The sequence below is a fragment of the Balneolales bacterium ANBcel1 genome (genome assembly GCA_029688905.1).
Classification (GTDB): domain Bacteria; phylum Bacteroidota; class Rhodothermia; order Balneolales; family Natronogracilivirgulaceae; genus SLLW01.
This window is the reverse complement of the sequence record JARULB010000001.1, coordinates 419,579-443,008: the sequence shown is the minus strand read 5'-3', so window position 1 is coordinate 443,008 and position 23,430 is coordinate 419,579. Positions and strand designations below refer to the sequence as shown.

Below are 23,430 nucleotides of genomic sequence, written 5' to 3'. Positions count from 1 at the left end.
CCGGTTCGGGTATTCGGATATAGGTGACTTTAGTAACGGCTATCGGCGGGCTGTCCATTCCCGGGTGAACAGCAGTCCAACAAAAAGAGCAGAAAATAATAAAATAACAAGAGCATAGGGAGCGGCTTGCGCAAACATGGCTTCGGCCGTGTAACTCCAGACATTCACGGCCAGTGTCTCGAAACCGACCGGTGCCAGGAGAAACGTTATCGGCAGTTCTTTCATTGCCGACATGAATACGAATGCGGCGGATACGACCAGACCGTTGCGCATTACCGGGAATGTGGCGAAAAAGAACGCCTTCAGGCGGCCGTAACCCAGAGAGCGGGCGGCCTCTTCAAGTCGCGGAGAAGCCTGGTACAGGGAGCTGCGAACCGGTCCGATAGCTTCGGCCAGAAAGTGAAGCGCATAGGCGACAATCAGCAGGGTAAGGGTCTGATAGAGTACCGGCGTGGCGTTCAGGGTGAAGAAAATAAGCGCGAGGGCGAACGCCAGGGGCGGGGTGGCGTAGCCCAGATAGGCGATTCGTTCGAGGCCGCGGGTCAGGCGCGAAGGATGGCGTACACCGTTGTATGCCAGTGGGATCGCCAATGCGGTAGCCAGCAGCGCGGCGGGAGCCGAAGCCATCGCAGAGCCGGTCAGTGCCCGGCGCAGGCCGGTGAGCTGGCCGGGATCAAAGGCCTCAATCATCCAGTACGCGATGGTGCTTACGGGAAGCACGATCGATGCCAGCACCAGGACCGTCACAAAAATATAAGCCGGCCATTTCCAGTGCCCCAGTGCCACCAGTCCCGATTTTTTCTCGCTTCCGGTGCCGATGCGATGAAAAAACAGGCCGCGAAGCAGACGGTATTCCACAATAAGCGCCGTTGAGGTCAGTGCCAGCAGCATCAGCGCCAGCCAGGCGGCATAAACCCTGTCGTACGAACCGGCATATTGCAGGAAAATGGCGTAGCTGAAGGTTTCAAAGCGCATCAGCGAAACCGCTCCGAAGTCGCCGAGCACATAGAGGAAGATGATCAGCGTTCCCGCATAGTAAGCGGGACGAAGCTGGGGGAGAATGACCCGAAGAAACACTTCAAAGGGACGGTAGCCCAGTGATCGGGAGGCTTCTTCAAGGGATGGGTCCAGCCCGGCGAGTGCCGATCGGAAATTCAGGTAAAGATAGGGGAAGGTGTAGAGGCTGATGGCCGCCAGTGCTCCGCTGAAGCCGCTAAGCCGGGGCAGCTCGATGCCGAACAGGACGGCAAGCGTCCCGTTGGCGCCGGAAAAGCCAAGCAGGGCGTAGGCCATCACATAACCGGGGATGGCCAGGGGCAGCACTCCCAGCAGGGTGAGAAGTTTTCGGCCTGCTATGTCGGTGCGTGTGGTAATCCAGGCAAGCGGCAGGGCTATGAGCGTGCCCGCAACCAGTGTCGAGACCGCGAGCAGAAGCGTGTTGAACAGCAGCTCGAGATTGCGATACCGGAACACCAGCTCCATGGACAGCTCCGGATCGGCATCCAGGGCTCGTACTACCAGATACAGGAGTGGTATCAACACCGACAGACCAACCAGTACGGAAGGTGCCAGGAAGTACCATCGGGGCAGGTTATCGATTTTGAAAATGCCTGAGAATCTGGAAATCAAGGGATGTTGTAGGAGCTTGTTACGATGTCGGGTTCCCGGCAGTCCGGCAGCGACATTCCTGCTGTCGGAACCGGTGATAACGCTCGTCCGGTGGAATAACCATCGGGAACAAAACCGGAAGGCGGTATAAAATAGGGATTGATCTTGTTTGTAACGCCATAAAAAACAGATGCCGCTGAGGAAAGGTTCTGCGGGACAAGCAATCGAATCAAACGACGCATTGACGGAGAAACCCGGGAGCCTCTTCCGCCCTGATCCTGAAGCGACATGTACACTGTAGTTTGATTCGTTTGCCGGTCAAGGGCTTCATCCACCCGGATTTTACAACAATCCGGCTCTGCGAAGCAGATTCAATGTCTGGTTGAGATCACTCAGCTCATCCAGATCGAGAACCGGACTCAGCTCGCGGATGTCCTGCAATGTGGTCTGCCCCGGAACCGCACTGATATCTTCCCGCACCGGATACTCAAAAACCTCGTCGGTGACCCACTGCTGATTTTCTACCTCCAAAAGAAAATGGATGAATGCCAGGGCGGTCTCCCGGTTGCTGGCGGTGTTCAATATCCCGATACCTGCGACATTCACCAGATTCCCCGGGTCGTTGGGGGCGAAGTAGGTTTGATCCACCGGAAACCGCGGGTTGCTTTCGCGAAAGCGGAACAGGTAGTAGTGGTTGGTGAGGGCGATGTCGATTTCGCCGGCCGCGATGGCCTGCAGCAGGGCGCTGTTGTTGATGTAGCTCTGAGCGCCGTTATCCCTCATGTCACGAAGCCATTGCAGGGTGGTCTCATCCCCTTCCAGCAGTCGCATGGAAGTCAGGAACGACTGAAACGACCCGTTGCTGGGTGCCCATCCCACCCGGTTCTGCCATCTGTCGTCGGTGAGGCCGAACACCGAATTGGGCAGTGCGGCAGTGTCGACCCTGGCGCTGGAATAGGCCATCACTCTGGCGCGGCCGCTGGTTGCCAACCAGGTGCCCCGGGAGTTGTGGAGCTGTTCGGGCAACAGGTTGAGCAATTCCTCCGGGAGCTGTTGAAACATCTCACCCCTGTGAACCGCGCCCAGAGCGCCCGCATCCTGTGCCCAGAAAATGTCGGCCGGGGTCCGGCGACCCTCTTCCAGCAGGGCCACGGCGAGCTGTGTGGAGCCTCCATAGCGCACATTCACACGTACTCCGTGCTCTTGCTCAAATTTTTGAATCAACGGTTCGACCAGAGCCTTGCTGCGGCCGGAATAGATGGTGAGGGATTGAGCAGGTAACAGAGCGGGAACAACCAGCAGGACGGCCGCCAGCAGAAGTATTTTTGTTGAGAGAAGTTTTCGTACCATGTTGTTAGCGTTTGGGAAGATGACTTTTGCGTCGGTCGGTGTATCAAACAGCAAGTTTGCGGTTTTCATTCTGTATGCGGTTTTATTCAGATTCCTGAGTAGTGCAGCAGCAGGTTTAGTCCGCCGCCGGTAATCAATACAATAACGACCATGATACCGATGAGGACCAGCAGGTCACGCAGGCCCAGTTCCTTGAAAAGCACCACGAATGTGGCCACGCAGGGGAAATAGACCATCAGTACGACGCTGGCGACGATCAGCTGCTGCAGCTCCATTCCGAGCGGCGCCAGCATGCCTACGGCGACATCCTTGCGCAGAAAACCAACGATGAGTGCGGCACCGGCTTCACCGGGCAGTCCGAACAGGCCGGTTATGACCGGCGCGAACGCGTCACTGATATAGGAGATCAGGCCCAGGGTGTAAAACAGGTTCACCACAAGTACTCCGAGCAGCACATAAGGCAGCGCGCCACGGACGAATCCGCTCATTCTCATGTAGTTTTTTTTTACCAGGGAGGGCCAGTAGGGTAGTCGGTAGGGCGGCAGGTCAATGAGCAGTTCGTTGGGCTCGCCCTTCAGAAACAGGTTCATCATCCACCCAAGGAGGATCCAGAGGAGGAACAGAGTAGCATATACGATGACGAGGCCGATTGCCCCGGCTTTTCCGAGAAGGCCGATTACCATGGCCTGCTGCGCCACGCAAGGCACCACAATTGCGATGAGCGTGGCAACGATCAGGCGTTCCCTGCGGGTTTCCAGCATGCGGCCCGCCATCACGCCCGGCACATTGCAGCCGATGCCAAGCATCATTGGAACTACGGAAGCTCCCTGTATTCCCATTCGCTGCATGAGATTATCAACCACCACTCCGAGACGCGGCAGATATCCGACATCTTCAAGAATGCTCAATACAACGTAAAAGCTGAAAATAAACGGCAATACCACGGCAAGCGGGATGTACAGTCCGGTGGTGATGAGGCCGAACGACTCATCAAAGTCGATTTTGCCGTCGATGAGCTCCCCGATGATGATGTTATGCACTATTCCGGAGCCGCCCAGCAGATTCGAGCCAAGGGTGGCAACCGGCAGCCAGAGAAATTCGAACAGGTCACCCAGGAGGTCATGCAAGGCGTCACCGGCCACGGCAACGATCAGGAAGCTGAGCAGCATCACCAGGGCAGCCCAGGCGGGTCCCCAGACCGGGTGTACCGTGCTGTGGTCCAGTTTCATGCGTGCCGATGTGCTTTCCGGTGGCGATTGTTGCGTATCCCGGAGGATTTGCTCGGAGGTTTTCCATAAATCTTTGCCGGGCAGTGTGGAGGAGGTTCCTGGACGGGCCTCGGGCAGCCGGCTTTTCAGCATCGCGATACCCTCTCCGCTGATGGCGCTGGTGGGTATTACCGGAACTCCCAGCCTCTTCTCCAGCTTTTCGGTGTCGGTTTTGATCCGCTTCTTCCGCGCCTCATCCCACATATTCAGAACAACCATTACCGGCTTGCCGGTTTGCAGGAGCTGCAGTGTTAAATACAGGTTGCGCTCCAGGTTTCCGGCATCGGTGACGTTGATGATCACATCGGCATCACCGAGCATGGCTACCGCGGCCTCTTCGGCTTTGTTGGCCGGATTCATGGAAAATGTACCGGGGGTATCAATCAGCTCCGCAGTACCCTGTTCGAGCGCCAGCGTGCCGGAAGCGTATTCCACCGTTGTTCCCGAGTAGTTGGAAACACTGACATGAGTACCGGTCAGATGTGAAAAAATGGCGCTTTTCCCAACGTTGGGATTGCCCATCAACAGAATACGCATGAATCAACCTCGATTGGCGCTAAAGCGCAGCTGCTGACTGAAAAACTGCGACAGGCTCTACCAGGATTTTCGCAGCCATTTTTCTGCCCATTGCTGTTTGCCGGCCATCAACAGAGACGATTACCGGTCCGCCGATGAACTGGGAACTGACACGGGAAATGATTTTTCCTTCACGGATGCCCATCTCCTCAAGCCGCTTGCCCTGGGTTTGGCAGCCCTGAAAGCAGATGACCTCCGCCGATTCTTCCGGATTCAAATCAATAATAGTTTTTTGCATTGCCAGGCTGATGTGAAATTATTTTTTGAGTACGTTGCAAGCTTGATTTATTAAGATTAAATCTAAATAAATTCCGGGACAAATGCATCGGAGAAATTTTGCCGGGGATGCTAAAAAGTGCAGCCGGGCAGCGATGCGGTCACTGGTGAGGGTTCAGAAAAATCAGTCGGGCAGTGGAATGCAGATAATGCAACCGGGCGGTAGAACGCAGGAAATGGCGTTGGAAAGCGAAGGAATACCCGGCCGGGGATGCTAAAAGTGCGGCCGGGTGTTGATGGTGTTCCCGGCAGGGGTCAAGCGGTTCCGATCAAGCGGCTCCGATCAAGTGGCTCCGGTCAAGAGGCTCCGATCAAACGGCTCCGGTCAAGTGGTTCCGTTCAGTGTAACGATAACAGAGCGGCTCCCACCGCGATTCCGGTGTTCACAGAGGTAAATGCCTTGCCAGGTGCCCAGTGCAAAGCGCCCATTGGAAACCGGTATGGCAAGAGAGCTGCCGAGCAGTGAAGCTTTGATATGGGACGTCATATCGTCCGGCCCCTCCAGGGTGTGCCGGTACATGGAAGTATCTTCCGGAACGGTCCGGGTAAAATGCATCTCAAAATCGTCCCGGACGGTCGGGTCGGCGTTTTCATTGATGGTCAGGGAGGCGCTGGTGTGCAGGATGTGGATGTGCGCCAGCCCGATTCGCAGTTCGGAGAGTTTTTCAAGCTGCGAGGTGATTTCATCGGTTACGAGATGAAATCCGCGCGGGCGCGACCTGAGTTGAAATGTTTGCTGGTGCCAGATAGGTGACATGGTGGTTATATTTTTGTGATCAGGTGTCTGTTTGAATACAACGTTTGGCGGGTCCGGCAGTTTTCGGGTGATGAAGTACGGCGGGTGCTCCATCAGCCGAACAAACCCTGGATATTGCCGCCGGCGTGACTGATGGTCTGACCCGTGACGTAGCTGGACTGTGAGGAGAGAAGCCACAGCGCAAGTCCCGCCAGTTCGTCGGCGGTTCCGAACCGGCCTGCCGGAATGCCCGCTTCCATTGATTTTCTGGCTTCCTGGATCGACTGGCCAGTTTTTTCGGAGCGGTAGGCGATCACTCTTTCGATGGCGGGAGTGTCATGCGGACCCGGAGCCAGCACATTAACGGTGATCCCACCGGCGGCCACATCCAGCGAAAGCGACTTTGCGAAACCGACGATGCCGGCCCGCATGGCGTTGCTGAGGGCGAGGGCGGGGATCGGCTGCTTGACAGACTGACTCTCGATGAAGAGAATGCGTCCGTAACCGGCGTTTCTCATTCGGGGCAGCAGCCGTAGGGTCAGGTCCGCTTTCCATCGGAAGACCTGCCGGTAGGCGCGATCCCACTCGGTAACGGTTGTTTCGGATGCCGTTTTGGCGGGAGGCCCTCCGGCGTTGAGTACCAGTCCGTGCAGCGGTTTCCCGGCTGTTGCCATCTCAAGGCGGATGAGGGTTTCCTCACTTTCAAGGTCGCCCTGAATCGGAGTGAAACGTTCGGGCCACCGATGATGCAGGCGGGCGAGCGGATCCTGCCGGCGTGCTATGCCGGTCACATTCGCCCCTTCCCGGCAAAGAGCATGGGCAATGGCCTTGCCGAACCCGGAACTGCATCCTGTTACGATTACATGCTGGTCGGTCAGTTTGTAATCCATAGTATCTGGATAGCTGTGGTTGTGATTGTTTGAAGCAAGTAATGTAACACCTCAATGCTACGATCCGTTTTCTGATTTATGCGACTGTCTCTTCTGTTTGTATTTCTGATGAAGGGGCTTCATCGCGCTCCCGCTCAATCGGTCTTTCCATGGTGCAGAAGGTGTCGGACTCATACTGCCAGAGCACCAGCGCGGGCATCAGCAGGAACATAACCCGGTTCGCCGTATCCCCGGCCATCAGGAGGGAAAGCCCGAACATGATGACGAACCATGCGGTCAGGGTTAGCGTCACCCGGTTCCGGCCCGATACATATATACGGTACGCGAAGAAAGGCAGAGCGAATGTGAAGCTGCGCCAGAAGACTCTTGCAGTGGAGAACTCCCGATCGGCCCATTGTTCCCTGGTGTTGTTCAGCCAGTCGCTGAATTGGTAGATCAGGTGTCCGTCGGGAATACCGGCCACCACCGGTGCGGCCAGGTATATCAGCGCTGCTGATGCAAATGCCGCGTAGCCGCCGGACCATCTGCGTCCACGGAGCACGTCGATCAACGGCATCAGAAAAAACGTGAGAAACAGCCATTCGGAAACCCAGACGCCGGCAATGGCTGCCGGAATCAGTATGGCATGGCTCCGCAGAAGGATGCCGGCGAGAATGAGACCCGACATGCAGAACATCAGCGCATCGGGTACCGGCAGAAAGACGCCTTGCCAGAAACCCGGAAGCGCAAGCACCAGAAAGGGGGGGAGGGCCACCTGGAGGGCGTTGATCGAGCGCTCCTTCATCGACAGGTAGTACATCACCCCGAACCCGATGAGCATGTAGAGAAAATTGAGCGAGCCGGTGAGCAGTCCGAGGGATTCCGTGCCCGTGAGGCTGAACAATGCGGCAATGGATCCGCTTATCAGGGGCATCAGCATTCGGAAGGAGTGGATATCCTCGTTGAAGAAATCAAAACGTTCCGCCAGGGCGATGTAGGTGTAGAGGTCGCCGTACAAGCCATCGGCGACGATTCGTTCTTCGGCAAGAAGTACGAAATGGGCAATCATGACGATCGAACAGGCCGATGCCAGTACCGGCAGCGAGATGTAGAGCGTCATGGAAAATCGGGTTGCCTTCATATGCCCGGACTTGGGAGATGATTTGCACAGGAGATTCGGCCAGATCCGTAAACCGGATGTGTACCGTTCGGCGGGAGCTTCAGGGACAGTGGAACGATGGTTGGAGAATCAGGGATAGTAGAACGATGGCCTGAGAATCAGGGCCGATGACCGGGAAGTCAGCCGAGCAGCTGCTTCACAGTGTCGCCGATCACAGCCGGACTTTCGCAAACGGTGATGCCGGCTGCTTTCAGTGCCGCTATCTTGTCATCCGCCGTCCCCTTTCCGCCGGAAACGATCGCTCCGGCGTGACCCATTCGGCGGCCCGGAGGCGCGGTTCGCCCGGCGATGAAAGCCACCACGGGCTTTTGAACATGCTCGCTGATCCATGCGGCCGCGTCCTCTTCATCCGTTCCGCCGATCTCACCGATCAGTACGATGGCGTCGGTATCGGGGTCGTCGTTGAACAGTGCCAGGGCATCCCGGTGCTTGGTTCCGATAACGGGATCGCCCCCGATGCCGATGGCCGTGCTCTGCCCGAGACCCGCCTTGGTTAGCTGATCGACCGCCTCGTAGGTGAGGGTCCCCGACCTGGAAATGACACCGACGCGCCCCGGTGCAAACACATTGCCCGGCATAATACCCACTTTCGCCTCACCGGGGGTAATCACGCCCGGGCAATTAGGGCCGATCAGTACCGCGTCATGACGCCGTACAATCTCCCGCGCGGCAATCATATCCTTTACCGGAATTCCTTCGGTGATACAGACGATGGTTTTGATGCCGGCAAGAGCGGCTTCGGAGATGGCATCGGCTGCAAAGGCCGGGGGCACAAAAATGACCGAAGTATTGGCTTCTTCCTCCTTCACCGCATCGGAAACGGTATTGAAGACGGGCCGGTCAAGGTGAGTGGTGCCTCCCTTTCCGGGGGTAACCCCTCCGATGACGCGGGTTCCGTAAGCGATCATCTGTTCCGCGTGAAAGGTGCCTTCCTTGCCCGTAAATCCCTGAACTACAAGGCGGGTGTCTTTTCCTACTAATACGCTCATGCCGTTTTTTTTGGATGGTGAAAATGTCAGCGGCTGCACAGAGTGTCGTCCACGGTGGCGGCTCGCCGATCGGAATATACCCACCCTCGGGCTCAGTTGCCAACCCGGAGGCCGGCCCGACTGCCGGTTTGGCCTGCACGCTTTTCGGGCTTGGCTGCTCGCAAGGGCACATCCGCCGCCTGTATTTTCGCCGCTCGTATTTTGGGCGAACACCCGACGGGCGTTGAGGTTGGCAGGCTCACAGGGTCACATCCACCCGGTTGTCTGTTCCGGCTTCCTGGGGCGGAATCCGGTTCCCCTCCAGTACGGTGCCGTTCAGTTTCACTTCCGCCGGGCCTTTCATCACTCCGTTGGGGTTCCGGACGGTAATGGTGTACTTTGCTCCGCGGAAAGTTCGCCTCACGGTAAAGCCGTCCCAGTCTGCCGGGATGCAGGGGTCGATCGTCAGGCCGTCAAATTCGGGCCGGATACCGAGGATGTATTGCGTTATGGCGACGTAATTCCAGGCGGCGGTGCCGGTGAGCCATGAGTTTTTGGCTTCGCCGTGCCTGGGTGCATCCTTGCCGGCGATCATTTGCGAATAGACATAGGGTTCGGTCCGGTGCAGCTCGCTGATCTCCTCCGTAAATGTGGGCGCGATCCGGGTGTAGTAGTCGTACGCCTTGTCACCGCGGCCGACCATCGTCTCGCCGATCATCACCCATGGATTGTTGTGGCAGAAAATCCCGGCGTTTTCCTTGTACCCCTGCGGGTAGGAGCTGATTTCACCGAGATTCAGATAGTATTTCGAAAATGCGGGCTGATGGAGCACGATGCCGTATTTGGTAGCCAGGTGCTTTTCCACGGAATCCAGCGCTTGCAGCGGCATCCCATTGTCGCGGCCGATTCCCGCCATGGAGCAGAAACCCTGACTTTCGATGAAGATTTTGCCCTCCTCGTTCTCGTTGCTGCCCACTTTTTTTCCACTGTCGTCGTAGGCTCTCAGATACCACTCACCATCCCAGCCGTGTTTCTGGACGGCCTGTTCCATTTCGGATATCGCCTTCTCGGCGGCCTCCGCTTTTCCCGGGTGACCGGAACGCCGGGCCAGCTCCGCATAATCGCGGCCGTAGTAGATGAACAGGGCGGCAATGAGCACGCTTTCGGCGGTACGTCCGTTTTTAGAGTCGGCAGTCTGGAAGGATTCGTCGGGGTTGGTGCTGAAGCTGTTCAGGTTCAGGCAGTCGTTCCAGTCGGCCCGGCCGATGAGCGGGAGTCCGTGCGGCCCCCGGTTGTTCAGCACGTGGTCCATAGATTTTGTGAGGTGGTCGAACAACGTTCCGGTGTCATCCGGGTTGTTTTCGAACGGGACCACCTCCTCCAGAATACTCCAGTCGTCGGTTTCCCTGATGTAGGCGGCCACACTGGCGATCAGCCATACCGGGTCGTCATTGAAATCACCGCCGATGGCGTCGTTCCCGCGCTTGGTCAGGGGCTGATACTGGTGAAAGCAGCTGCCGTCGGCCATCTGGGTGGCGGCCACATCCAGAATACGCTCCTTGGCCCGTTCCGGAACCAGGTGGACAAATCCGAGCAGGTCCTGGTTGGTGTCACGGAATCCCAGTCCGCGCCCGATGCCGGTTTCGTAATAGCTGGCGCTGCGGCCGAAGTTGTAGGTCACCATACACTGATACTGGTTCCAGGTATTGACCATCCGTTCGAGCCGGCCGTCGCCATGCTCAAGCTGGAATCCGGAGAGCAGCTCTTCCCAGTACTCGCGCAATGCATTGTGGGCATGGGCCGCTTTCTCCGGGCTGTCATAACGTTCGATCAGCTGCTCCGCGCGGGTGGTATTGATACGGCCGGGGGCAATCCATTTTTCTTGGTCGGGATTCTCCACATAGCCGAGCAGGAAGACGAGCTGCGCGGTTTCGCCGGGCGCCAGGGTGAGGCGGTGAAAATGGCTGGCGACCGGTGACCACCCATCGGCCACCGAGTTGCGGGGGGTATTTTCAACAATAACCTGCGGGTCACGGAATCCGTTATACATACCGAAAAAGGCCTCCCGGTCGGTATCGAACCCTTCGGGCTTGCGGTTGCAGTGATAAAAAGCCAGATGGTTGCGCCGTTCGCGGTACTCCGTTTTGTGATATATGGTGCCGTCGTGAATCTCCACCTCTCCGATGGAGAGATTGCGCTGCAGGTTGTTCATGTCGTCGTGGGCATTCCAGAGACACCACTCCAGAAAGGAGACGAGGGAGAACTCCTTTTGGGAATCGGAGTTGTTTCGAAGAGTGATAAGCTGCACTTCGCAGTCGGCATCCACCGGAACAAAATTGAGCTGCGTGCAGGAGAGACCGTTTTTGACGCCGCGGATGGAGGTGTAGCTGAGGCCGTGCCGGCATTCGTATTCGTCCAGCTCCGTCTGCGCCGGTTTCCAGGCCGGCGACCAGATCGTTCCGCCGTCGTTGATGTAAAAATACTTTCCGCCGCTGTCCATGGGCAGATTGTTGTAACGATAGCGGCTGATGCGCCTGTAGAGAGGATCCTTGTAAAACGAATATCCCCCTGAAGTGTTTGAAATCAGACTGAAAAACTCCTTTGTGCCAAGAAAATTGATCCAGGGCAGAGGCGTTTTAGGGTCGGTGATAACATACTCGCGGCTTTCGTCGTCAAAGTGTCCAAATCTCATGCGTTGTTCTCCTCAAATACGGAAATGATCGGTTTGATTGTTCGGAAAATGCGATGATCCCCCCAGTTGATCGTCCCTGTTTCCGGAGTAAAACGGATTCCATGGCGGAAAACCAGGTGCCGGGACGGATTGGAAAACTTGTTGTAAGTCTTTGTTAAATAAATCTTTATGCCCGATGTTCGGTTTTGCGCATTCATTATGTAATACAATAATCAATTTGATTTAATAATTAAAGTGCGAATGTTCTTTGTTTGTGAGGGTGGTGTGTGCCGAGCGACCTCATGCCGCAAAAACGAATCGCACCTTGATACGGAGCTGCCAAAGGCGCAATTTAGGAGGATGATTCCCGACGATAAAAAAGAAGAGGTACGCCAGGCCGCCGACATCGTGGATGTGGTGTCGGATCATGTCAAATTGCGCCGGTCCGGCAGCAACTTCACCGGCCTGTGCCCGTTTCACAACGAAAAAACGCCCTCTTTCAGCGTTTCCCCGAAGCTGGGAATTTTCAAGTGTTTCGGATGCGGGGAAGGAGGCGATGTTTTCAATTTTGTGATGAAGGTCGACGGCGTCGGTTTCGAAGAGGCGGTGCGCACACTGGCCGACCGATATCACATCACCATCCCCGAAAGGGAACAGGAAGTCTATGATCCGCGACAGCATCTCAAAGACGGCATTTACCACACATTGCGGTTTGCGGGTCATTTTTTCCACCAGACCCTGGCGGAGTCGGATGAGGCCGAAGCGGCGCGCAACTATCTCAACAAGCGGGGCTACCCCTGGAAGACAGTGCGCAAATACGGACTGGGCTATGCCCCCGACCGGTTCGACGGACTGCTCAAGGCCGCGGACAAGGCCGGCATCAACATGGAATATCTCCGGGAGTCGGGACTTGTCAAACCCCGCGAGAAGGGCAACGGATTTTACGACACGTTTCGCGGGCGACTCATGTTTCCCATCTTCAATCCCGGCGGCAAGGTGATCGCCTTCGGCGGACGCACCCTCTCCGAAAGCAAAAGCATCCCCAAATACATCAACTCCCCCCAGACACCGGTCTACAACAAAAGCGAAGTCCTCTATGGTATCCAGGTCGCGAAAAATGAAATCCGGAAAGCGGGGGAAATTGTTCTGGTTGAAGGGTATACGGATGTGATTTCCATGCATCAGTCGGGAATCGGCAATGTGGTGTCGACCAGCGGCACATCCCTTACCTCCGGCCAGATCCGCATCATGAAACGGTACGGCGATGTGATGCTCATGATTTTCGATGCTGATACGGCCGGATTGAATGCCGCTGTTCGCGGTATTTCCGTAGCTCTGGAGGAAGGGATGGGGGTGCGCGTCCTGTCGCTGCCCGATGGTGAGGACCCTGATTCGTTTGTGCGACAGTTCGGCGAGGAGGGATTTACCGAATATAAAAGAAAGGAGACGCGCGACTTTCTCCGGTTTTTGGTGGATATGGCCGGCCGGGAGGGGCGCTGGAAGGACCCCGTGGAACGTCAGCGGGTAGTGGGTGATTTGCTCGAGACCATCGCGACCATCCCGTCTGACCGGACCCGCGAGGATTATGTCCAGGAGCTCAGCAAACTGACCGGTATCGGAGACCGTACCCTGATGAAAGAGCTGGGGCTGGTCCGTTCGCGGCTTCTGAAGAAAGCGCAGTCCAGGAGCGCCAGGCCGGGCAGGGAATACGGCGATCAGCAAGGCAACTCGCGCCGTCCGTCCGGAAGTGCTGCCGGAAGTTCCGGTTCGGGTCCCACTTCTTCGGGAGGGGGCGGTGGACCTCTGAAGGGTAGCGGCGGTGCAGGGCGGAATGCGCCCGGGCAGGCCGCCGATAGCGGGGTTCCGGCATCTGCGGGAACACGGGAAAGGGGTCTGCGTGCTCCGGAGGGGCGTACAGGGGTCGCTGCGGGTCACTATCCGGAAGGCTCTTCGCCTGTTTCACCGCGGCGGCGGCCAGGGTATGAGAAAGAGCTGCTCCGGCTGATGCTCACCTATGGAGAGAAGCTGATTGTATTCATCGGAAGCCACTGTAACGAGCACCATTTCGAGGATCCCGACCTGAAAAAAATGTATTTGGATATGGTGGAGCGATATCAGCGGGGGGAGCCGGTTTCGGTGGAGGAGTACAACCGGCGCGAGCATCCGTATCCCGAACTGATCGGGGAGATTGTGATGGATCGCTACGAAATCAGTAAATTGGGCATGAAAAAACGGGGCGTCGTCATCGAGAAGGATGCCCGGCCGATACATACGGCGCGCGGAGCCCTGAAAGCTCTGAAGATCCGTTTTCTGGAGCGGTATCTCGACAGGCTTCAGGAGGAGTTCCGGCAGGCTGCCGCAGATAAAAAGGCGTCCCTTCAGGAGGAGATCCGGAAATTCACCCTGGAACGAAACCGGTACTACCGGGAGCCGCCGGCCTCCCTGTTTCCGGACTATGAAAACTCCGAAGAGACATCAGAATAACACATCCGTCGAACGAAATTACTCACCGGGCTGAAAATAACGGACAGCGGAAGTCCACACAGCCTCAAACAGACAGTTATCGCATGAAGGAATCTGCAAACCTTGCCACCGCCCGGAAAGCGGCGGCCAAAGCCAAAGAGATCATCACCTATTACAATGAAAACCGGTCGAAACTGGAGATCGGCCTCAAGGGAAAAAACGACCTGATAACCCGGGCCGATGAAGACGTTGAGAAGGAAATCATCCGCATCATCAGGGAAGACTGGCCCGATGACGACATCCTCGCCGAGGAGTCGGCCAGTGAAACCAGCCTGACGGATCGCCGTACCTGGATCGTTGACCCGATCGACGGCACCACCAACTTTGCACACGGCCTTCCGGTGTATTGTGTCTCTATCGCCATGTGGGAGAACCGTCAGCCACAAACAGCACTCATTCTGGAAGTGTGCCGCGATGAGTGGTTTACGGCCGAAGCGGGCAAAGGAGCCCGACTCAATGGTGAGCCGATCTCGGTGTCTGCCATAGAGAAAGCAGAAGAGTCGCTGCTGGCGACAGGCTTCCCCTACCGCGATCTGGAACTGATTGATGCCTATCTCCAGCTGTTCCGCGCGTTCATGCACGAAACCCAGGGAGTGAGAAGGCCGGGCAGCGCCGCGTTTGACCTCTGCCTGGTAGCGGCCGGACGTTGTGACGGCTTTTTTGAGTACGGCCTGTCGGCCTGGGATGTGGCCGCCGGCAGCCTGATCATCCGCGAAGCCGGTGGTATGGTGGGCGACTGGACCGGCAATGACGACTGGCTTTTCGGCAAGCGCATCGTTACGGGAAACCCCTCGATCTACCGGTATCAACTGGAGCGCATCCAGGAAATCATCCCCAAAAAATTCTGGAAGATCTGAAAACTTCAAAACGCTGTCCCCGCCCGGGTGCTGCAGTCCGGGCCACTTGTCCGACCTGATGAACCGATTAATCTTCTGCGCGTATAACACATTGAAAGCTGTCGGCACAGATGATGTGTGAGCGGCAGATCGCATTTACATCAACGAATGTCATCCACCCCGTTAACAGAACACGAGTTGAACCGGCACCTGCCGGATTTTTACCCGCGGATTTTCCGAATGGTACGAACGATGGTATATGGGACCGGACTTGATGCCGAAGACATCACCCAGGACAGCTTTTTGAAACTGTATAACAAGCGCCACCTTTACAACGGCAAAAGCAGCCTCTACACCTGGGCTTATCAGATTGCGAAGAATACCGTACTGGATGAACTCCGGAAACACAAACTGCGCCGCCGAATATTTTGGTGGGATGAGTCGGATGTTGACCCGGAGATGTTTTACGCAGCCGAGGAAGGAGATGAAACGCTGGATCGCCGTGAACGCAGGCGCCTGCTGTACAAGGCACTGGGAGATATTGCGGAACAGGATCGACTGATGATTACCATGCGCGATCTCGAAGGGCTCTCGTATGATGAGATCGCCGAGGTTGAGAATGTGGCGGTCGGCACAATAAAAAGTAGAATATTTACCGCCCGCCAGCGGCTTAGAAAAAAACTGACGGAACTGGGAGTCGGGAGCGGGCCGCAAAGTGAAGAAACGTAACAGTAGTTGTAATCCGGAAAGCAGGTACAGAAATATGGGCGACACACGAACCCGAAAACTGAAACAGGCACTGCTGGATGCCCGCGAAGGTCAGTTGAATGACGATGAACTCGAACGGCTCCGGCAGGAAGTGATGAACCACGATCCATCTCTGTGGGATGACTATCTCTGGATGATGGAGCAGGAGAAACCGGGCGGCCTTTTCAACGAGCTGTCGGAGTTACACCGGGATGGCCCGGATGACGGCGCTGTTTCCCGTTTTTATCGCAGGCTGGAAGCCGGTCAGACTGCCGGTGCCGATCTGGAGCCTGTCGTCTGGAACTGGTTCCGGCGCTATGTGCTCACCACCGGCATACTGATGATCTTGCTGTTGACCGGATGGCAGACTATCCGTCCGGGGGTCACCCAAGCCAGCGCGCAGCAGCAGCTGGAACAGTTTATGGGATGGGACCAGCAGCTGGAATTGAGTCATCAGGATTTTCCGGAACTGAATCACTGGATTTATGAAGACCTGCAATAATGCCGCACCGGCCTGTACCGCATCAGGCTTCGACGGCAACTGTGGCAACCGACACGTGAACATCGAAATGGATTGCAACACCATCGGCCGATGGCTGCAGCCGCAGTTCTGTTGAAGCGGAACGCGGTTAATCATTGCAGGTATCAACCGCTGGTTGCATAAAAGAGCATTCAGGCAGCATCCACAGGAAGAAACATAACATTATCTGCAAATCACATCATTGGCAGGAGCAAGATTATTATGAGCAAAAATCCGAAAGTAACCATAGCACTGGCGTTTCTGCTGACTTTTTTGTTGGGCATGGGCGCCGGGTATCTGCTGCGGGGTGGCCTGCAGCATGTTCCGGAAAGAATCGACACCTCCGACCGCATTGCCGCGGAATATGGCCCTGATGCCGCCGAAAGAGGCGAAGGGGATGTGCGGCGCGGCCGTTTGGCACCCGAACCTCCCGAGGAGCGACGTAGTCGCGAGTACAACGGTGACCGCATGCACCGCAACGGCGATCGGCCCGTTGAACAACGAGAACGGCAGGAAAGATATCAATCCGGTGAACAAATCGACCGTGACAGGCGTGACGGTGACAGCCAACCCGGTAACGGGGACCCGCGATGGCGGAGCGATGATAACGGCGAACGCCCGGATTACTCCCGTTTCAGAAACCGGCTCAAAACGGAACTCGGACTCTCTGATGAGACGGCAGATGAACTTTTTGAAGTTTTGAGAGAGCATCGCCAGGCCATACGGGAGGAGATGGAGGGAAAGCGGGAAAGAATGTCGGAGGTGTTCCGCGAAATGAAAGTCGAACTTGAAGAGGAACTCTCCGAAATACTGACCGAAGAGCAGTGGGAGACATGGCAGGAAATGTTCACTCCCCGCGATGACCGCTGGCGTCAGGGCCGGGAAGGCGACACCGGGAGCCAGAGAAACCGGGATAACCGGTACCGGGATCGGGACTGAAACGAACGTTCCGAAGCCGGGGTCAGGGCTGCAACATAACATCGCGAAGCCGGGGTGGATGGGGTTCGGCATCAGCGCCGGCACTCGGGCCGGGCCGGGATAATGCATCAAATACCGGTCATGAGCTGCTTCGAGCATATCTACAGCGCTAGCGCTCGGGCCGGGCCGAAAACAGCACATCAAAAGTGGTAAGCGGTACAGGTCCGCCGTAGTACAAATACGGTTCGCCGAATTCGACGCCGATATGCTGCCCGTATTCCTGCGCCCTTCCGCGCAGAGCCTCAAAAAACCGCGGACTTGACACATAGGTTTTCGGTCCGTTGTCCCCGTCACCTACATTGAACTGGGAGGCGAAGGCGCGAATCGCCCGTTCCTTGATGTCGATGGTATCGGTGATATCAAACACAAAAGTGGGCTTGAACGGCCAGTGCTGCATGAAATGCATGATGTGCTTCGGGCGCCATGGTTTCTGGGGCGTTCCGTCGTCGCTGAAGGTGGGCAGTTTGGCCAGGCCGGAGTAGAAAAGCGCATCAAGCGAAAGTGCGGCGGCATTCCGGTGGTCGGGGTGGCGATCTTCCCTGGCGTTGATCAGGCACACCTCGGGTCTGAAAGCGCGAACCCGGCGTATGATGGCTTCCCGGTACTCGGGGGTGTTGTCAAGTCCGCAGTCGGGGAGCCCCGCATTATCCCTCATCGCCAAACCCATAACCTCAGCGGCTTTGCGCGCTTCCTCCAGCCGGACTTCCGGTGTTCCGCGCGTTCCCATCTCGCCGCGGGTAAGATCGAGGATACCGCACTTTTTCCCCGATCGGGCCAGGGCGGCCAGGGTACCGGCACAACATAGTTCAACATCATCGGGATGAGCGGCAATGGCCAGGAGATCAAGTTTCATGGTTGAAAAAGGCTTGTTTTTAACAGGATTAGCAGGTGCGGGAAAGTTCTGTTTTTTTTGAAACGAAATGCACAACAATTCGTAAGATACAGGTTAAACCGCTATTAATTATCCCGCAACATGATCTTTCGAAGCATAATTGAGGGGTTCCGGCTGTCGCTGTTCGCAATTTGGAGCAATAAAACACGGTCGGCACTCACCACGTTCGGCATTGTCATCGGTATTGTGATGGTGACTACCATGGTCACGGTGATCGATGGGATCAACCGGTCGTTCGAATCCAGTATGGCAATGCTTGGGCAGGATGTAATTTTTGTGCAGAAATGGCCCTGGGGGTTCGGCGGGGAGTACCGCTGGTGGGACTATATCAACCGTCGCGAAATGGAGGTGGAATACGCAGAGGCGATCGCCGAACGCAGCCTCCTGGCAACGGCGGTATCGGCAGAAGCTCAACGGAGGGGAACGGTTACCTTTGAGGATAATGTAGCCGAACAGGTGGAGCTTCAGGGAGTCACGCCGAGCTACCTGTTCACCTCGGCTGTGGAGGTCGAGGACGGCCGGTTCTTCACCGATGAGGAGAACCACGCCGCTCGAAACGTGGTGGTGCTCGGGTCTGAATTGGCGGAAGCCCTGTTCAGCTGGAGAGACCCGGTCGGACGACGCGTGCGTATAGGAGGGCAGCGGTTTGAAGTGATCGGGGTCCTGGAACGGCAGGGAAGTTTTCTGGGACTTGAAAGCTTCGACAACATGGCCATCATCCCCATAAACAGTTTTCGGTATTTGTATGGCCTGCGGAGCGGGATCTCGATTCGGGTCCAGTTTTCCGGGGAGGAGGCGCTCAGGGACGGCCAGTATGAGATAGAGGGGATCATGCGCCAGATCCGGCGGCTTGGACCCGCCGAAGAGAACGATTTCGCCATCAACCGGCTGGATATGTTCGAAGAGCAGTACCGGGCAATGACCGGGGCCATCTACGGTGTCGGAATATTTCTGACGGCGCTTTCGCTGTTCGTCGGCGGCATCGGGGTGATGAACATCATGTATGTTTCGGTTAAGGAACGGACCCGGGAAATCGGGATCCGCAAGGCGGTAGGGGCCCGGTACCGGGAAATCCTGCTGCAGTTCATGGTGGAGGCGGTCGTGATTTGCGGAATAGGCGGGGTGATTGGTATCGCTTTTTCCGGCCTTGTTGTGTTCTTGATCAATCAGTACTTTGTGGCTCATTTGGGGTTGAACACCATTCTGCTCGCTTTTTTAATCACCACCCTCACCGGACTCATATTCGGGTTTCTGCCGGCCAATCGCGCAGCCAAATCCGATCCGATAGAGTCCCTTCGCTATTCCTGAGGTGTTTCCATGAATCTTTGGGCAACAATTAAAATGGCATTCGGAGCTCTGAGCTCCAACAAAACCAGGGCATTTCTGACACTGCTCGCCATTGTTGTGGGCGTTTTTGCTGTGATCAGCGCTTCAACAGCGGTACGTGTTATCGACAACTACTTCCAGAATACCATGACCCTGTTGGGCAGTGATGTGATCAATGTGTCGACCCAGCCGGCGGTGCAGGTCGGCAACGATCAGTCCTGGAGATCACGCGAACCGATCACCTTCCGGCAGTTCGAACGGTTTCAGGAGTTGGCCGAGCTGTCCCGGGCCATTTCGCCCAGTGTCACCTTCAGGAATACCCGAATCTATTTTGAGGATAATTCCACAGAACCGAACGTGCAGGTCAGGGGCGGCAACGAGCATTCCACCCGCAACAACGCCTATGAGATTGCCGAAGGGCGCGACCTGACCCGTGATGATGTGTTTGATGCCCGCTCGTTTGTCATACTCGGGTATGATATCAGGCGGGAGCTGTTTGGAGAGCGGGATGCTCTGGGGCAGCGAGTCAGGATCGACGGGCAGTATTATACCGTAGTGGGTGTGCTTGAAGCCAAAGGAACGGCGTTCGGACAGTCGCTCGACAATCTTGTGGTGATCCCCTATACCCGATTAATTGCCGTCTATGGCCGGGATCGCAATATCACGCTGCAAATCAGGGCTCCATCGGTGCTGATGATCAACGAGACGGTGGATGAAGCCACCGGCCTGCTTCGCACCATCCGGCAGGTCCCGCCGGGGTCTGATAACGATTTTGAAATCGCCACCAACGAATCGCTTCGCGGCATCTTCGACGATTTTACCGGAATCCTCTATCTGTTTGGATTTGTGGTTGGCGGTATCGCCCTGTTTGGTGCGGGTATCGGAGTGATGAACATCATGCTGGTCTCGGTGACCGAACGCACCAGGGAGATCGGAATCCGGAAAGCGGTCGGCGCGAACCGGAAAGTGATTGTTCAGCAGTTTCTGACCGAAGCCGTCATCGTCTGCCAGCTGGGAGGGCTGATCGGAATGTTCCTGGGAATCGCCGCCGGAAATATTCTGGTGATTATGATGGACACCACCTTTGTGCTGCCGGTAGCGGCCATTGTTGCCGGTATCGTGGGAATGACGGTCATCGGTATCGTGTTCGGAGTGTACCCGGCCTGGAAAGCCGCCAAACTGGACCCCATCGAGAGCCTTCGTTTCGAATAATCCCGGCCAGATTTCATTCTGCAGGACTCGCCCGGCAGTGTAGATGGGTGACCCGCACGGAAACAGACACAAATGAGGCGATTGCATCACTTGCCTGGGTCGCCGGACTCCTTTCGGCCTCTTGCAGACTCCTTCGCATTTAGCTTTTATCTCTGTATTTTGTATGTTCCGATTATCCGGAAAGAACATCTAATCACAAGTATGGCCATGCACCCTTTGATCGATACACTGGAACATCTTGTGCGGCAGGCACAGGAAACCTGGGAAGATGAGGCGACCCAGCAGAAGATTCGCGATGCCAAAGCCCGTCTAGCCGAAATGATCCGCAAAAACCCGGTCGGGTCGGTAGGTGTTGCCCTTGCTGCAGGATTTCTCATTGGAAAACTCACCCAAAGAGGGAAAAAAGAATGAGTCCCGCTGAATACGAGACACTTCTGCAAAATTTGAAAAAGCTTCCCGGAGAGTTCAAGATGCTTGTAGAAAAGCGAATTGAGCTTTTTACGCTCGAAGTGGGAGAGCGTATCTCCGGAGTGATCGCTCATGCGGTTTATCGCGTCACCGGTATTGTGTTCCTGGCCCTGGGACTGATATTGATACTTTTTGCGGCGGCCAACTTTGTGGGTGAGTTGCTGGAGAGCGAAGGCCTGGGCTTTATTGTGGTTGCTGCGCCGATGCTGCTCATCGGGCTGTTGCTGTTTCTCAGGCGCCCCCGTTCCATGGTTACCGCCACACGTGACAAAATGCTCGCCCAGTTTATGAAGGACCTATCCGAACAGCTTTCCAATATAGACGGGATGGATGGGGATGACACCTCTTCCGGCACCTCCGGCAGCCGGGCCAAATCCCGTTCCAATGATCGCGCCGCAGAAGCTGAAGAGGGAGCGGAGGATGAGGGAAAGAATACAGGAAACAGGGGATCACAAAAAGCGTAACCGGAATTCGAATGGAAAGAAAACGATCAACATCTGCCGATATCAGAGAGCTTCAGGCCCGTAAAAAGGCGCTGCGCAAGGAGATGGATGAGATTCAGTCCGAGATTGAATCATCGCTGAATGTAGTCAGGGAGAATGTGGCAGATCGCATGAAATTCCGCTACTGGGTGAATCGATATCCGCTTCATCTGGCCGGCTCGGCGCTCATCGCGGGATTTGTTTTTGCCAGAAAAACCGGTGCAGGAAAAGTGAAATCAAAAACCGCGTCAAGCGGTCTCTTTACAAGCTTGCTTGCTGATGAGCTTCGCAAACTGGCAACTCAGCGGATCGTGCGCTATGTGATGCAGAGAATCGAGGAAGCCATCGATGAGAGGAACAAGGAAAAGCTGTGATTTTTTTTTGCAACCTGCCTTGCAAATCAACGTCTAAGTAAAACAACGAACGGGCCTGGAACCGGTACTATATTTGGCGGCATACCAATAATACCTGATCTGAGCCCGTAGCGGCCATTTATATCCGCCGCAGGAAATCAAATAAACAACAGAATAATCCCATCATGAAATATATTACCGTTTTTGCGACGTTGTTCCTGGCCATTTCGCCGTTGGCCGCACAGGCCCAGCAAGTACAAAGCATCACACTGGAAGAGGCAATCGAGATCGCACTGGAGAAAAACGTAGATGTGCAGATCAGCAAAAGTGCCATAGAGCGGGCAGAAAGCGAATATGAGCGCCAACGCGCCGACTTTTTACCGAACCTCAACGCGACGGTCAGCGGTCAGCGCAGGGTGGGACAGCAGTTTGACCAGGCGGCCATTGCCTTTGAAGATTTAACCACAAACAACCTGAATGCCAGTATCAGCACCAGTGTGACCATCTTCAACGGGTTTCGGAACATCAACGAATTGCGAAGCGCGCGAAGCGGAAGAGAGAGCGCCGAGGAGCGTTATCAGCGAACTCGCGAAACGATAATTTTTGAAGCCGCAGCTCGCTTTCTGGATGTGATGCTCTCCCAGGAATTGCTGGAAATCGAACGCGAAAACCTGGAGGCAAGTCAGAAACAGCTGGAACAGGTGGAAGCCCAGGTTGAAGTGGGCATGCGCCCCATTGTGGATCAATATAGCCAGGAATCGGTGGTTGCAAACAACGAATTGAGTGTCATTCAGGCTCAGAATGCTTTGAACTTGAACAAACTCCGGCTTTCCCGACTGTTGCAGCTGGACCCGCTGCAGGAGTATGATTTCATCACGCCCGGCATCAGGGAAGAGGATATCACCGTTCAGGACTACAACCTGAGGGAGATGATTTCCATCGCCATGGCCAACCGCCGCGACTACCGTGCTTCCCGGCTCGAGCTGGAACAGGCAAGATACGCCATGCGCATCAGCGAAGCGGGAAGGCTTCCGGAAGTGAGTCTGTCCGCATCCCTTTCTTCGGCATACCGCGATCAGCAAATGTCACGCGATCCAAATACCGGTATGCCTACCGATGATGTCATGCCGTTCAGCGACCAGTTTTTTGATACCAACATCAACAGAGGCCTCTCTTTCAATGTGAGTATTCCTATCTATAACCGCCGGCAGACCCGTAACCAGATTCAGCAGCGACAGATCGACTTCCGCAATGCCGAACTCCAGCTGGAAGATTTGCAGCAGGAGGTGTTTCTTGAGCTTCAGCAAGCCTACAACGACTATACCGGCCTGGCCAAAGAACTGGAGGCGACCGAAAAGGCGTTGATTGCCGCCGAAAGAGCCTACGAGACCGAACAGGAGCGGTATAATGTGGGAAGTGCCACGCTTATCGAACTGACCAACGCCAACAACGAGTTTATCCGTGCCAGTTCAAACCGGATTCAGGTGATGTACCAGTTCGTATTCCAGGAAAAGGTGCTTGATTTCTATCTTGGCCGAATTACCGAAGATGTGGCGATCAACGCACTGTCCGATTAAAACAGGTGCCGATC

General features: G+C 55.8%; 21 protein-coding genes. 11 read left to right on the top strand and 10 right to left on the bottom strand.

Annotated elements, in window-relative coordinates:
* Nucleotides 1-39: 39 nt before the first annotated feature.
* From QA596_01730 to QA596_01690, 9 genes are all read right to left on the bottom strand, one after another.
* Nucleotides 40-1,629 (bottom strand): iron ABC transporter permease, encoded by a 1,590-nt coding sequence (locus tag QA596_01730; protein ID MDG5766168.1) that lies wholly within the window; start codon nt 1,627-1,629, stop codon nt 40-42.
* Between the two features lie 321 nt (nt 1,630-1,950).
* A complete protein-coding gene (locus QA596_01725) occupies nt 1,951-3,027 on the bottom strand; it encodes an iron ABC transporter substrate-binding protein (GenBank protein ID MDG5766167.1) in 1,077 nt (358 codons plus the stop codon).
* 17 nt (nt 3,028-3,044) lie between these two features.
* Complete coding sequence (locus QA596_01720) at nt 3,045-4,763, bottom strand: ferrous iron transporter B (protein MDG5766166.1); 1,719 nt, start codon at nt 4,761-4,763, stop codon at nt 3,045-3,047.
* 19 nt (nt 4,764-4,782) lie between these two features.
* On the bottom strand, nt 4,783-5,040 hold the full coding sequence (locus tag QA596_01715; GenBank protein MDG5766165.1) for a FeoA family protein: 258 nt from the start codon (nt 5,038-5,040) through the stop codon (nt 4,783-4,785).
* A 363-nt stretch (nt 5,041-5,403) separates the two neighbouring features.
* Entirely contained in the window at nt 5,404-5,835 is a 432-nt protein-coding gene (locus QA596_01710; protein ID MDG5766164.1) for a secondary thiamine-phosphate synthase enzyme YjbQ, read from the bottom strand.
* 92 nt (nt 5,836-5,927) lie between these two features.
* Nucleotides 5,928-6,704 (bottom strand): SDR family oxidoreductase, encoded by a 777-nt coding sequence (locus QA596_01705; protein ID MDG5766163.1) that lies wholly within the window; start codon nt 6,702-6,704, stop codon nt 5,928-5,930.
* A gap of 76 nt (nt 6,705-6,780) precedes the next feature.
* Entirely contained in the window at nt 6,781-7,824 is a 1,044-nt protein-coding gene (locus QA596_01700) for a hypothetical protein (protein ID MDG5766162.1), read from the bottom strand.
* Between the two features lie 158 nt (nt 7,825-7,982).
* Nucleotides 7,983-8,852 (bottom strand): succinate--CoA ligase subunit alpha, encoded by an 870-nt coding sequence (gene sucD, locus QA596_01695; protein MDG5766161.1) that lies wholly within the window; start codon nt 8,850-8,852, stop codon nt 7,983-7,985.
* Between the two features lie 238 nt (nt 8,853-9,090).
* Nucleotides 9,091-11,523: a hypothetical protein gene (locus QA596_01690; GenBank protein MDG5766160.1), complete on the bottom strand. Its 2,433-nt coding sequence runs from the start codon at nt 11,521-11,523 to the stop codon at nt 9,091-9,093.
* Nucleotides 11,524-11,862: 339 nt separating this feature from the next.
* Between QA596_01690 and dnaG the strand changes: the two genes are divergently transcribed.
* The 5 genes from dnaG (at nt 11,863) to QA596_01665 (ending at nt 17,067) form a co-directional block, all read left to right on the top strand.
* Nucleotides 11,863-13,986: a DNA primase gene (dnaG, locus tag QA596_01685; GenBank protein MDG5766159.1), complete on the top strand. Its 2,124-nt coding sequence runs from the start codon at nt 11,863-11,865 to the stop codon at nt 13,984-13,986.
* Between the two features lie 83 nt (nt 13,987-14,069).
* Nucleotides 14,070-14,882: an inositol monophosphatase family protein gene (locus QA596_01680; protein ID MDG5766158.1), complete on the top strand. Its 813-nt coding sequence runs from the start codon at nt 14,070-14,072 to the stop codon at nt 14,880-14,882.
* A 147-nt stretch (nt 14,883-15,029) separates the two neighbouring features.
* A complete protein-coding gene (locus QA596_01675; protein ID MDG5766157.1) occupies nt 15,030-15,590 on the top strand; it encodes a sigma-70 family RNA polymerase sigma factor in 561 nt (186 codons plus the stop codon).
* A 34-nt stretch (nt 15,591-15,624) separates the two neighbouring features.
* The gene (locus QA596_01670; protein MDG5766156.1) at nt 15,625-16,110 is read left to right on the top strand and encodes a hypothetical protein; all 486 of its coding nucleotides are present in this window, start codon (nt 15,625-15,627) and stop codon (nt 16,108-16,110) included.
* Nucleotides 16,111-16,350: 240 nt separating this feature from the next.
* The gene (locus tag QA596_01665) at nt 16,351-17,067 is read left to right on the top strand and encodes a hypothetical protein (GenBank protein ID MDG5766155.1); all 717 of its coding nucleotides are present in this window, start codon (nt 16,351-16,353) and stop codon (nt 17,065-17,067) included.
* 148 nt (nt 17,068-17,215) lie between these two features.
* On the opposite strand, the gene bshB1 is transcribed toward QA596_01665, so the two are convergent.
* The gene (gene bshB1 / locus QA596_01660; protein MDG5766154.1) at nt 17,216-17,959 is read right to left on the bottom strand and encodes a bacillithiol biosynthesis deacetylase BshB1; all 744 of its coding nucleotides are present in this window, start codon (nt 17,957-17,959) and stop codon (nt 17,216-17,218) included.
* A gap of 120 nt (nt 17,960-18,079) precedes the next feature.
* Here bshB1 and QA596_01655 point away from each other — a divergent pair, with 120 nt between their 5' ends.
* From QA596_01655 to QA596_01630, 6 genes are all read left to right on the top strand, one after another.
* Entirely contained in the window at nt 18,080-19,306 is a 1,227-nt protein-coding gene (locus QA596_01655) for an ABC transporter permease (protein MDG5766153.1), read from the top strand.
* Between the two features lie 33 nt (nt 19,307-19,339).
* On the top strand, nt 19,340-20,536 hold the full coding sequence (locus QA596_01650) for an ABC transporter permease (GenBank protein ID MDG5766152.1): 1,197 nt from the start codon (nt 19,340-19,342) through the stop codon (nt 20,534-20,536).
* 207 nt (nt 20,537-20,743) lie between these two features.
* Complete coding sequence (locus QA596_01645; protein ID MDG5766151.1) at nt 20,744-20,947, top strand: hypothetical protein; 204 nt, start codon at nt 20,744-20,746, stop codon at nt 20,945-20,947.
* A complete protein-coding gene (locus tag QA596_01640; protein ID MDG5766150.1) occupies nt 20,944-21,468 on the top strand; it encodes a phage holin family protein in 525 nt (174 codons plus the stop codon). Before QA596_01645 ends, QA596_01640 begins: the two co-directional genes overlap by 4 nt.
* Nucleotides 21,469-21,479: 11 nt before the next feature.
* On the top strand, nt 21,480-21,860 hold the full coding sequence (locus QA596_01635; protein MDG5766149.1) for a hypothetical protein: 381 nt from the start codon (nt 21,480-21,482) through the stop codon (nt 21,858-21,860).
* A 164-nt stretch (nt 21,861-22,024) separates the two neighbouring features.
* Entirely contained in the window at nt 22,025-23,416 is a 1,392-nt protein-coding gene (locus QA596_01630) for a TolC family protein (protein MDG5766148.1), read from the top strand.
* The last annotated feature ends 14 nt before the right edge of the window (nt 23,417-23,430 follow it).

Bases quoted from the DNA above. Each gene is read 5' to 3' on its own strand.
- QA596_01725 (MDG5766167.1), bottom strand. From the start codon at position 3,027: ATGAAAACCGCAAACTTGCTGTTTGATACACCGACCGACGCAAAAGTC.
- QA596_01720 (MDG5766166.1), bottom strand. From the start codon at position 4,763: ATGCGTATTCTGTTGATGGGCAATCCCAACGTTGGGAAAAGCGCCATT.
- QA596_01715 (MDG5766165.1), bottom strand. From the start codon at position 5,040: ATGCAAAAAACTATTATTGATTTGAATCCGGAAGAATCGGCGGAGGTC.
- QA596_01710 (MDG5766164.1), bottom strand. From the start codon at position 5,835: ATGTCACCTATCTGGCACCAGCAAACATTTCAACTCAGGTCGCGCCCG.
- QA596_01705 (MDG5766163.1), bottom strand. From the start codon at position 6,704: ATGGATTACAAACTGACCGACCAGCATGTAATCGTAACAGGATGCAGT.
- QA596_01700 (MDG5766162.1), bottom strand. From the start codon at position 7,824: ATGAAGGCAACCCGATTTTCCATGACGCTCTACATCTCGCTGCCGGTA.
- sucD (MDG5766161.1), bottom strand. From the start codon at position 8,852: ATGAGCGTATTAGTAGGAAAAGACACCCGCCTTGTAGTTCAGGGATTT.
- QA596_01690 (MDG5766160.1), bottom strand. From the start codon at position 11,523: ATGAGATTTGGACACTTTGACGACGAAAGCCGCGAGTATGTTATCACC.
- dnaG (MDG5766159.1), top strand. From the start codon at position 11,863: ATGATTCCCGACGATAAAAAAGAAGAGGTACGCCAGGCCGCCGACATC.
- QA596_01680 (MDG5766158.1), top strand. From the start codon at position 14,070: ATGAAGGAATCTGCAAACCTTGCCACCGCCCGGAAAGCGGCGGCCAAA.
- QA596_01675 (MDG5766157.1), top strand. From the start codon at position 15,030: ATGTCATCCACCCCGTTAACAGAACACGAGTTGAACCGGCACCTGCCG.
- QA596_01670 (MDG5766156.1), top strand. From the start codon at position 15,625: ATGGGCGACACACGAACCCGAAAACTGAAACAGGCACTGCTGGATGCC.
- QA596_01665 (MDG5766155.1), top strand. From the start codon at position 16,351: ATGAGCAAAAATCCGAAAGTAACCATAGCACTGGCGTTTCTGCTGACT.
- bshB1 (MDG5766154.1), bottom strand. From the start codon at position 17,959: ATGAAACTTGATCTCCTGGCCATTGCCGCTCATCCCGATGATGTTGAA.
- QA596_01655 (MDG5766153.1), top strand. From the start codon at position 18,080: ATGATCTTTCGAAGCATAATTGAGGGGTTCCGGCTGTCGCTGTTCGCA.
- QA596_01650 (MDG5766152.1), top strand. From the start codon at position 19,340: ATGGCATTCGGAGCTCTGAGCTCCAACAAAACCAGGGCATTTCTGACA.
- QA596_01645 (MDG5766151.1), top strand. From the start codon at position 20,744: ATGCACCCTTTGATCGATACACTGGAACATCTTGTGCGGCAGGCACAG.
- QA596_01640 (MDG5766150.1), top strand. From the start codon at position 20,944: ATGAGTCCCGCTGAATACGAGACACTTCTGCAAAATTTGAAAAAGCTT.
- QA596_01635 (MDG5766149.1), top strand. From the start codon at position 21,480: ATGGAAAGAAAACGATCAACATCTGCCGATATCAGAGAGCTTCAGGCC.
- QA596_01630 (MDG5766148.1), top strand. From the start codon at position 22,025: ATGAAATATATTACCGTTTTTGCGACGTTGTTCCTGGCCATTTCGCCG.